At 33.9% G+C, this 9,886-nt stretch carries 10 protein-coding genes and 1 tRNA gene; all 11 read right to left on the bottom strand.

Going from position 1 to position 9,886, the window contains the following annotated elements:
- Window positions 1–291: 291 nt before the first annotated feature.
- Window positions 292–366, bottom strand: a tRNA-Asn gene (locus PHD84_07870).
- A 109-nt stretch (window positions 367–475) separates the two neighbouring features.
- A complete protein-coding gene (gene rpoD / locus PHD84_07865; GenBank protein MDD5637712.1) occupies window positions 476–1,585 on the bottom strand; it encodes an RNA polymerase sigma factor RpoD in 1,110 nt (369 codons plus the stop codon).
- A 55-nt stretch (window positions 1,586–1,640) separates the two neighbouring features.
- Window positions 1,641–3,401: a DNA primase gene (gene dnaG, locus PHD84_07860; GenBank protein MDD5637711.1), complete on the bottom strand. Its 1,761-nt coding sequence runs from the start codon at window positions 3,399–3,401 to the stop codon at window positions 1,641–1,643.
- A 194-nt stretch (window positions 3,402–3,595) separates the two neighbouring features.
- Window positions 3,596–4,828 carry an endonuclease Q family protein gene (locus tag PHD84_07855; GenBank protein MDD5637710.1) on the bottom strand — a complete coding sequence of 411 codons (1,233 nt, stop codon included), beginning with the start codon at window positions 4,826–4,828 and terminating at the stop codon, window positions 3,596–3,598.
- Complete coding sequence (locus PHD84_07850; GenBank protein MDD5637709.1) at window positions 4,825–5,361, bottom strand: NUDIX hydrolase; 537 nt, start codon at window positions 5,359–5,361, stop codon at window positions 4,825–4,827. Before PHD84_07850 ends, PHD84_07855 begins: the two co-directional genes overlap by 4 nt.
- A gap of 55 nt (window positions 5,362–5,416) precedes the next feature.
- The gene (locus PHD84_07845) at window positions 5,417–5,956 is read right to left on the bottom strand and encodes a 2-oxoacid:acceptor oxidoreductase family protein (protein ID MDD5637708.1); all 540 of its coding nucleotides are present in this window, start codon (window positions 5,954–5,956) and stop codon (window positions 5,417–5,419) included.
- Window positions 5,946–6,704 carry a thiamine pyrophosphate-dependent enzyme gene (locus PHD84_07840; GenBank protein MDD5637707.1) on the bottom strand — a complete coding sequence of 253 codons (759 nt, stop codon included), beginning with the start codon at window positions 6,702–6,704 and terminating at the stop codon, window positions 5,946–5,948. Before PHD84_07840 ends, PHD84_07845 begins: the two co-directional genes overlap by 11 nt.
- Before the next feature lie 66 nt (window positions 6,705–6,770).
- A complete protein-coding gene (locus PHD84_07835; protein ID MDD5637706.1) occupies window positions 6,771–7,826 on the bottom strand; it encodes a 3-methyl-2-oxobutanoate dehydrogenase subunit VorB in 1,056 nt (351 codons plus the stop codon).
- Between the two features lie 43 nt (window positions 7,827–7,869).
- Complete coding sequence (locus PHD84_07830; GenBank protein ID MDD5637705.1) at window positions 7,870–8,073, bottom strand: 4Fe-4S binding protein; 204 nt, start codon at window positions 8,071–8,073, stop codon at window positions 7,870–7,872.
- Window positions 8,074–8,109: 36 nt separating this feature from the next.
- Window positions 8,110–8,808 carry a hypothetical protein gene (locus tag PHD84_07825; protein ID MDD5637704.1) on the bottom strand — a complete coding sequence of 233 codons (699 nt, stop codon included), beginning with the start codon at window positions 8,806–8,808 and terminating at the stop codon, window positions 8,110–8,112.
- A complete protein-coding gene (gene buk / locus PHD84_07820; GenBank protein MDD5637703.1) occupies window positions 8,805–9,878 on the bottom strand; it encodes a butyrate kinase in 1,074 nt (357 codons plus the stop codon). The genes PHD84_07825 and buk overlap by 4 nt, the downstream gene beginning before the upstream one ends.
- Window positions 9,879–9,886 lie beyond the last annotated feature (8 nt).

The raw sequence follows: 9,886 nt of genomic DNA, 5'->3' as shown, positions 1-9,886 counted from the left end.
CCTTAATTTTTTTAGAGTATCATCTATTTATTATGGAGGTTCTTGATGGCCCATTTCAAGCTATTATTTTAATTAACGTTTTTCACTTTTACAGAAAATATAACACACACTCGCTTTTTTTGATTTTTTTAAACTTCTTACATCCTTTTCCAGGTTTTAATAATTTGTTATGTATATATTGCTTTATCAATTCAGCCTTTAATAAATTTCTGATTCTTTTATTATGCCTGTTATGACAATTTATAATAATAAAAAAGCCCCTCAGCTTAATGCTGAAGGGCTATACTTTTCTGGCTCCCCGGGTAGGATTCGAACCTACAACCCTCCGGTTAACAGCCGGATGCTCCACCATTGAGCTACCGAGGAATAACGCAAAAATTATTATAATCTAAAAAGTGCTAAAGGTCAACAGTAATTAAATATTTTTCTTTTTATTACTCAGATTAATTTTTATTAAGAGCATCTCTTTGTTCCTCTAATCCAGATAATCTCTTAATTTTTTACTTCGGCTGGGGTGTCTTAGCTTTCGAAGAGCCTTTGCTTCTATCTGTCTTATCCTTTCCCTGGTAACACCGAATTCTCGACCTACTTCTTCTAAGGTATGAGGGTGTCCGTCAGCAATACCAAATCTTAATTCCAGAACACGTTTTTCCCGGTAGGTCAATGTTTTTAAGACATCATCCAATTGTTCTTTTAATAAAGTATGAGAAGCTATTTTCGGTGGTGCTGGTGAATCTTCGTCCTCAATGAAATCTCCCAGATGGCTATCATCTTCTTTTCCAATAGGACTTTCCAAAGAAACCGGTTCCTGGGCTGTTTTAATAATTTCCTTAATCTTTTCCAGAGGCAATTCCATTCTTTCCGCAATCTCTTCTATAATTGGTTCTCTGCCCAATTCTTGCAGAAGAAGTCTGGATACCCGTACCAGTTTATTGATTGTTTCAACCATGTGAACTGGAACTCTTATAGTTCTAGCTTGATCAGCAATAGCTCTGGTAATAGCCTGCCTGATCCACCAGGTTGCATAAGTGCTAAACTTATAACCTCGACGATAATCAAATTTTTCTACTGCCCTAATTAAACCCATATTCCCTTCCTGAATTAAATCTAAAAAAAGCATACCTCTCCCAACATAGCGCTTGGCAATACTGACTACTAATCTTAGATTGGATTGAACTAGTATTCTTTTAGCCTCTTCATCTCCAGCTTCCATGCGTTTAGCTAATTCTATCTCTTCATCAGCAGTTAATAGTCTTATCTGTCCAATTTCCTTTAGATACATTTTTACCGGATCATCAAGCTCAATACCTCTACCAATTATCAAATTAGCATCTGCCTCTTTTTTAGAAATGGCTAGGGTACCTTTTTTCTTTGGCTTTTCTTTTTCAGAAATAAAATCATCTTCTTTATCTTCTTCTTCATCTATAACATCTACACCATATCTATTCAAGGTATCATATAAATCTTCAATCTTATTTATATTCAATATTTCATCTTCCAGGTAATTTTCAATCTCCTGGAAAGTAACATAGTTTTTCTCTTTCCCTTTCTCAATTAGCTTATCTATCTCTTTTTTCTTAGCCATATAATAAGCTCCTCTGTATATCAATATTTTATAATTAATAAACTTAAAATAAATATCATGCCATTGTTTTTATTTTATGCATTATTTCCTGGTATTCCTGTAAAAGTTCAGGAGTTACTTCCTTATTTCTTTTTTCCTCTTCTTGTATGGCACCTTTAATCCTACCTAATTCTAATTTGAGTTTATTTGTTTTAATGGCTTTAATTGAACGCTCAATGGCACCTGTATCCAATGAAATAACATCTCTTAGCATAATCCGTGATATTAAACTAATTATATCGGGCTTTTCAATTTTATCCATCACTTTTTGTAAAGATATCTTTTCACCTTTATCAAATAAATTCATAATAGTGGAAACAATTTCCTTGTGCTCTGATATAGTAAAATCCTTTACCTGTAATTCAGAAAATATCCTTTCAATATAGTCTCTTCTTTGTAACATAGTGCCTATTAATATTTTTTCAGCATTAACATGAGTTGATTCTACTGAGGTATTAGTTAAAATATTTGCTAATTGTCTATTACCCTTTTTATATTGGATTAAATCTTTGAAAATACTTTCCTCAGTTAAATCTAATCTTTCAGCAATTTTTTTTACTTCATTTCGCAATTCAATATCACTATTTATATCACTTAAATCCTGGAATAATTCTTTAATTATTGAAAGTTTTCCTCCGCTGCTGGTCGGATTATATTGCTGTAATAAAACTTCTAATTTATAATCAATCAAAGGTAAAGCTTTTTTTAGCAAATCAATAAAAAATATTTTATCTTTCTTTAACAGAATATCTGCAGGATCACTTTCAGGAGGTAAAGTGACAATCCTTATATTCATTCCTGCTTTCTTTATCATACTGAGACTCCTTAAAGTGGCACTTTTGCCGGCAGTATCTGCATCAAAAGCAATAAGTATTTCATCGGCAAATCTTTTTACCAAATCAATCTGCTGATTAGTTAGAGCAGTACCCAGAGAAGCAACCACATTTTCAAATCCATGTTGATGAGCCATTAACAGATCAGTATAGCCTTCCACAATAATTACTTGATTTTTCTGTCGAATACTTTTTTTGGCCTGGAAAAGTCCATAGAGATTTTTAGCCTTATTGTAGACCAGCGTCTCAGGTGAATTTATATATTTTGGCAATTTATCATCTAACACTCTTCCACCAAAAGCTATTAACTTACCCTGTAAATTGAAAATAGGAAAAATAATTCTATCACGGAAATAATCAATCGCTTTACCGGTTTTGTTGCTTCTGGAAACTAAACCTGCTTTAAATAGATCTGTTTGTGGTATTTTTTTTGAATATAAAATCTTAACCAGATGCTCAAAACCTGGTAAAGCATAACCCAGACGAAATTTCTTAATTATATCTTTAGAGAAACTCCTTTTCATCAAATAATCCAGAGCCCTTTTCCCTTGCGGTAAAAATAGATTTTTATGATAATAATCTGCAGCGAGATCATTTAATTGAAAAATAAGCTCTTTTTCCTGAACATTCTTGATATTCTGTTTATCATTAACCGGTAACTGTACTCCCGCCTTATTCGCTAATAGCTTAACAGCTTCTGGAAAATTGACTTTCTCCATCTTCATTATAAAAGTAAAGATATTTCCACCTTCTCCACAGCCAAAACAATGAAATATTTGCCTTTCGCTATCAACCATAAAAGAGGGAGTCTTTTCCTGATGAAAAGGACAAAGCCCCTTATAGCTTTTTCCACTCTTCTTTAAGGGAACATACTCAGAAATAATAGCAATGATATCTATCCTATTTCTAATTTCATCTAATATTTCTTCCGAATATCTTATCAAATCAAAGTTCCTCTCTAAAGAATATCTTCTACTATTTACTTCTACAAATAAATCAAATATCCTTCTTTTTATTTATTTTTTTATTAATATTTAAAAATTTAAAAAAATCATTCCTATTATAAGCTGTAAATAACAATAAGAATGATTGCAATTATAATTCTATATTTCTTGTTTTTTTATATCAAAATTTTAGATTAAAACAGGCTACCTGAAAAATCTTCCTTTACATTTGTTTTATTCACTTTTCCGTATTGTCCACCACCACCAGGGATTAGTGATAATTCACCTTTTCGAGCTAATAAAATATCTGTAGCAATTTTAAAACCAACAATCTGACTTAATTCCTGCAGAGTAGCCTTATGAAGAATATTCATCTCTGTCCCAAAATAGCTAAATAACTTTTCCCTGGTTTTTTTACCAATTCCTGGAACAAAATCAAGAGCAACCTGATGATAATATGGTGGTCTATGTGATGGTGATACTGTATTACGATTATTACTTATTTCCATAATTCTATCCAGTACACCTTTAGTGACTCTTTGGCTACCACATTTTTCACAATAAAATATCGGTGGTAAGCCATTGGCAGTAGTATTACATTCATCACAAAAAGTGCGGTGATATTTCCCCAGTTTAGGATCAAGACCATAATTTGCTATTACCTTTCTATCCGATTCTCTCCTTAAAGCCATCAACAATTCTTTAAAAGTCGGCTGTTCCATTTGTATTATATTATATTCCCGACCAATCTTAGGCAGAGAATGGGCATCAGAATTGGTTAAGAAGGTAAAATCAGATAGTTCGATTAAGTAATCAGCGAGAAAAGTATCTGAGCTCAGTCCCAATTCAATAGCCGGTATTTTTTTTAAAGTTGAGGAAATAAAAATTTCCTTCAAATGAGCAGCACAACTACCAAAAACACTCTTATAAGGAGTAAAAGCATGGGCAGGAATAACTATGCCACCTAAACTGTTCACCATATTAAAAAAATCCTGAGCAGTCATTCTGCTATTCTGAGAACTTAAATTTAAATTAGTTACCATCTTGCTCATTCTTTTACTGAATTCACGTATATCAGCAAAGTATGGGAAATAAGCAATCTGATGAGACAAACCTCCATTAATTTCTTTAGTTTCTATCTCTGAGCCTAAAATAACTGTTACTGTATTCCGATAACGCAATCCTCCATCCTGCAATTCTTCCATTGCTCCTGAATGTATCATAGCTTCGATATCTTCGATGACCCGGGGAGAAGCGCAATCTACAATACCGACAATATCAATTCCTTTTCTAATCTGGCATTCTCTGGCAATATTGGCAAAAGTTAAATCTCGAGATGCAGTTACCTTAACCGGTAAATTATTCTCATTTCTCCCGATATGAACATGTAAGTCCACAAAATAGTGATTCTGTTCTTTTTCTCTCATTTATTCAGCCACCATAAAATTCCAACTAAAGATTTAGCATCTCTAATCCTCTTATTTTTTATTAATTTGCTAATTTCAACTTTATTAACTTCTATTATTTCTATAAATTCATCCTGATCAGTATTACTTTTAGTCTGAATGAGGTCCCTGGCAAAATAAAGAGTTAATTTCTCACTGCAAAAACCAGGAGCTGAGAAAAATTCAAAAATTTTTTGCCATTTATTTGCTAAATAACCAGTCTCTTCTTCTAATTCTCTCCTGGCACAATCGATTATCTTTTCTGATGGTTCAATAGTTCCGGCGGGCAGTTCTAATAAAAATTCTTCAACTGCTTTACGAAATTGTTTGACCAGTATTATTTTCTGCTGCTCTTTTTCAGCCAAGATTACCACGGCACCAGGATGATCTACAATTTCTCGATCAGCATTTCTTCCATTGGGGAGAATAACTATATCTTTTCGCAGTTTAATTATTCTCCCGCTATAAATTCTTTCAGACTCAAAGGTCTTTTCAGGAATTTTTTCTCTACTCATTTATTATTTTACCAAAATTACTAAATTAGAAAGAAATTATTGTAATTTTCTTATTTTAACCAGTTACAATTTTTTCTCCACTTTGTAATGCTATTTTATTTAATTCAATGATTTTTTCTAACTTTTTACCCAGTGTTTTTTCTAAAGACTTAAAAACTGTTTCCATTTTCACACTCTTACTTTTTGCAACATAACTACCCAATGCCACCATATTGGCAACTCTTAAATTACCCAGTTCATTAGCTATATCATTTGCGGGGACCTTTACTACCTGTACGTCATCTCGATTAATATTTCGGGAAATAAGTGATTGATTAACGATAATTATACCACCTTTTTCTACCATAGGTTCAAATTTATCTAAAGAAGGTTGATTCATTGCAATTAAGGTAATGGGATTGGGAACAACTGGTGAGGCAACCTCTTCTGAAGAAATAATAACAGTACAGTTGGCTGTACCTCCACGCATTTCTGGACCATAGGAGGGCATCCATGCTACATGCTTACCCTCTAACATACCAGCATAAGCAATTAATCTTCCCATTAAAAGAATACCCTGACCACCAAATCCGGCAATAATTATTTCATCTAACATTTAAGATACCCTCCTCTACACATTTAAACTCACCTAAGGGATAGTATGGTATCATGTTTTTCTCCAGCCATTCATTAGCTTCTTTTGGACTTAATCCCCAGTTAGTAGGACAGGTAGAAAGAACTTCTACTAATGAAAATCCCTTACCATCAATCTGGTATTGAAAAGCCTTTTGTATACCTTTTTTAGCTTTAACAATATAAGCCGGCTTAGTTAATGCTACTCGAGCAATATAAGCAGGGCTATTCAAGGTAGAAAGCAATTCACAAATACGAATAGGCATCCCCATGGTTTTCGGATCTCGTCCATAAGGTGAGGTCTGGGTAACCTGACCTTCCAGTGTTGTCGGTGCCATCTGACCGCCAGTCATGCCATAAATGGCATTATTAACAAATATAACGGTAATTTTTTCACTTCTGTTAGCAGCATGTACAATTTCAGCAGTTCCAATAGAAGCCAGATCTCCATCACCCTGATAGGTAAAAACAATATTATCTGGTTTTACCCTTTTTATTCCGGTGGCCGTGGCAGGAGCTCTACCATGAGCAGCAACAATCATATCACAGTCAAAAAAGAGATAGGCAAATACAGAACAGCCCACCGGAGCAATGCCAATAGTTTCTTTAGTTATATCTAAATCATTCATTGCCTCAGCAATTAAACGGTGAATGATTCCATGATGGCAACCTGGACAATAGGTAAAAGGTATTTCCGTTAAAGATTTAGGTTTTGCAAATACTTTTTTCATCAATTCTTTTCACCCCCATATATTTTTCATAATCAATAAAATTAATCTTATCTGGTTAATTCCAAACTATTTTAATAATCTTTTTACTTCTTCCAAAATTTCTACTGGAGATATAACTACTCCTCCGGTTCGTCCATAAAAGCTAACTTTTGCCTTACCATTAACTGCTATTTTAACATCTTCAACCATCTGTCCCAAACTCATTTCCGTGACTAATATTTTTTCCACTTTACTGGCAATATCTTCAATTGCTGCACCTGGAAATGGATAAAGGGTAATGGGTCTGATTAATCCAATATTTATACCTTCTTTTTTTGCTTTTTGAATAGCCGTTTTTACAATTCTTGCTACAATACCATAGGCAACAATAATTATATCAGGATTATCAATATTAAAGACTTCATATTCCACTTCCTTTTGTATATCCTGATATTTCTGTCCAATTTCATTGACTAATTTCTCCAGCTCATTGGGATCTAAATTGAAGGGTACAATTCTTCTAGCTTCTCGTCCCTTACTGGAGCCAAGAGCCCAATCTTCTTTTGCCGGGATACTTTTTTTGTTAAACTCCTTAAATTGAACGGGTTCCATCATCTGTCCTAACAATCCGTCACCTAAAATCATAGCAGGATTACGATATTTATCTGATAGATCAAATGCCTTAATGGTTAAGTCAACCAACTCCTGTACCGATGAAGGAGCAAGAACAATAAGATGATAATCTCCATGTCCACCTCCTTTGGTAGCCTGGAAATAGTCTCCCTGTGCCGGCTGAATAGAACCTAAACCAGGTCCTCCTCTCATTATATTGACTATTACACAGGGTAGCTCAGCGCAGGCAATATAAGAAATTCCTTCCTGCTTCAAACTGATTCCAGGACTGGATGAGGAAGTCATTACTCTGCCACCGGCAGCTGAAGCTCCATAAACCATATTAATAGCAGCAATCTCACTTTCAGCTTGAATAAAAGCAGCTCCTTCAATTTTTAATAATCTTCTTGCCATGTAGGCAGTTAACTCACTCTGAGGAGTTATAGGATATCCGAAATAATAACGGCATCCAGCATGAATAGCAGCTTCGCCAATTGCCTCATTTCCTTTCATTAATAATCTTTCAGCCATTGATAATCCTCCTTAAATTTAGATAGTATTCGTTAGTATTCTGCTATTTATAAACTTCTATAGCTACATCTGGACAGGTCATAGCACAAAATGCACATCCGGTGCACTTTTCCGGATTTATCTGTTCAGCAGGATGATAACTTTTTTTGTTAAAAGATTTTGACATCACCATTATCTTTTGGGGACATACTAGGATACATAATTCACAACCTTTGCATCTTTCCTGATCAATAATCACTTTTGCCATACAAAATCCTCCTTATTCATAATTTATATCTTATCATTAATCATTTATTCCATTTTCATTTTCCGGTTCATCCCATGGTAAATTCATATATCGTCGAATTATAATGGTATCTTCTGTAAAATTAGGCTTACCTATCTCCTGGTAAATAGATTTTTCAATTGTTAAATATCTTATTGGTAAATCAAGATATTTTGATACCTCTTTTACAATATTATGCCCCTTTGTAATTACCTCCAGGTTAGTTTGCTCCTCTAAATTAGGATTACTAATCAAACCATTTATTTTCAGACGAGAGGATAACTCAATATCCTGAAGCATCTTATGGATCTGTGTACTATTTTGAGTAAAAGGGCGGTAAGGATTAATTACCATGTTCATTTGATAATCACTATTTTTTAATACTGGATAGAAACTAGCCAATGATTTAGCACCAATTTCATCTCCCCCTACATCAATAAGCAATTTACGATTTGAATCCTGGATCACACCTTTTATTTCAGGAGAAATTAATGGTAAATCTGCCATGGCAAATTTACCTGGAGGAGCTATTATGTCGATCCCAATATCTTTTAATTTTTCTCTCATATCCCTAGAACGAAAATAAGGATTAACAATATCTAGATCAACAATAACCACCCTTTCTTTGCTCTTTAATGCTTCTATAGACTGATTGATAGCTATTTCTGTCTTTCCACTGCCAAAACTTCCAGTGAAAATAATTATCTCTTCTTTCAATAAATCTTCTCCTCCTCTTCTCCTTTTAAAACCCTCAATGCTCCTTGACAGAGTGAAAGCATTTCTTCTTCACCTGGGTAAACCATAACTAGTGCAATAAAACTTACTCGATCCTTTATCATTTCAACTACATAGTTAGAATGAGAAATACCTCCTGTTAAAATAATGGCATCAACATTTCCTTTCAGTGCAGTTGCTCCTTCTCCAATCTGTTTAGAAATTTGATATGCCATAGCCTCCAGAATAAGTTTTGCCTTCTTTTCTCCTGCCTTTATCTTTTTAATTACCTGTTCTACATCATTGGTATTTAAATAGGCAACTAATCCCCCTTCCCCTTTTATCATAGCCATAATTTTATCCTGAGAATATTTTCCTGAAAAACATAATTTTGCTAAATCACCCACTGGTACTGATCCACTTCTTTCTGGAGAAAAAGGGCCTTCCCCATTCAATGCATTATTAACATCAACCACCCTACCTTTTTGATGTATCCCTACTGATATTCCACCACCCATATGTACAACAATGAAATTAACATCCTGATAATTTTTTCCTAAATCAGAAGCTGCCTTACGGGCAACTGCCTTTTGATTTAAAGCATGAAAAATGCTCTTTCTAGGCAACAGTGGTATACCAGATATGCGGGCAATGTCTCCCATTTCATCAACTACTACCGGATCAACTATATAAGCAGGAATAGTTTTATTCTTAGTGATTTGATAAGCTAAAATAGCACCGAGATTAGAAGCATGTTCTCCAAATAGGCCTTTGCGCAGGTGATTTATCATTTTTTTGTTAATCCTATAAGTACCACTGGGTAGAGGTCTCAATAAGCCACCTCTACCAACTGTGGCATCAATATCATTAAGATTGATTTCTTTCTTTTCTAAAAATTCATAAATCACCTTTTCTCTAAATTCATATTGCTCAATAATGCAGTTAATGCTTTTTAATAAGTCACTGGAATGGGCTATTGATTCTGTAAATAACATCTTCTCATTCTTGAACAGCGATAATTTTGTTGATGTTGAACCAGGATTAATTACTAGGATATGATAAAATTTTTCCAAAAAAAATC

The sequence above is a fragment of the Atribacterota bacterium genome, assembly GCA_028717805.1.
In the GTDB taxonomy this organism is placed as follows: Bacteria; Atribacterota; Phoenicimicrobiia; order Phoenicimicrobiales; family Stramentimicrobiaceae; genus Stramentimicrobium.
The sequence above is the reverse complement of the archived record's forward strand: the minus strand, read 5'-3'. Positions and strand labels throughout refer to the sequence as shown.